Genomic DNA, 589 nt, shown 5'->3' with positions numbered 1-589 from the left:
CCAGCAAGGACGGCAGCAGCGAGCGCTCCGTCACCACCGCGGACAGGCCCGCGTCCTGGAACATGAACGTCAGGCGCTGCTGCGGGTAGGACGGGTCCAACGGCACGTAGCAGCCGCCGGCCTTGAGTACGCCCAGCATGCCCACGACGAGGTCCAGGCCGCGCTCCAGGCACAGGCCCACGCGGCCTTCCGGGCGCAGGCCCAGCGACAGCAGGTGGCGCGCGAGCTGGTTGGCCCGCGCGTCCAGCGCTCCATACGTGAGCGTCCGGCCTTCGTGCTCCACCGCCACGGCGTCGGGCGCGCGGCGGGCGTGGGACTCGAAGAGGCGGGGAAGGGTGTCCTCCGTGAAGGGCACGGTGGCCGAGGCGTTCCAGTCCACCAGCACCCAGGAGCGCTCTTCCGCGTCCATCAGTGGCAGACGGCTGACGGGCACCGTCGCGTCCTGGGCCACGGCCTCCAGCAGGACGCGGAGCTGCGACGCCAGCCTCGCGGCGGTGGTGGGGGTGAAGAGGTCCAGGCTGTATTCGAGCGTCCCTTCCAGTCCGCCTTCGCGCGCCATCATCGACAGGCTCACGTCGAAGCGGGAGGT

General features: G+C 71.6%; 1 protein-coding gene. It reads right to left on the bottom strand.

Features of this window, described 5'->3' with window-relative positions:
- Positions 1 to 589 (bottom strand): AMP-binding protein (locus tag D7V88_RS42055; RefSeq protein ID WP_147449180.1); only part of this gene is annotated, 589 nt, incomplete at both ends.

Origin of the sequence: Corallococcus terminator (genome assembly GCF_003611635.1) — a bacterium.
GTDB classification, from domain to species: domain Bacteria; phylum Myxococcota; class Myxococcia; order Myxococcales; family Myxococcaceae; genus Corallococcus; species Corallococcus terminator.
Note: the sequence above shows the minus strand (reverse complement) of the source record. Positions and strands in the feature narration are given on the sequence as shown.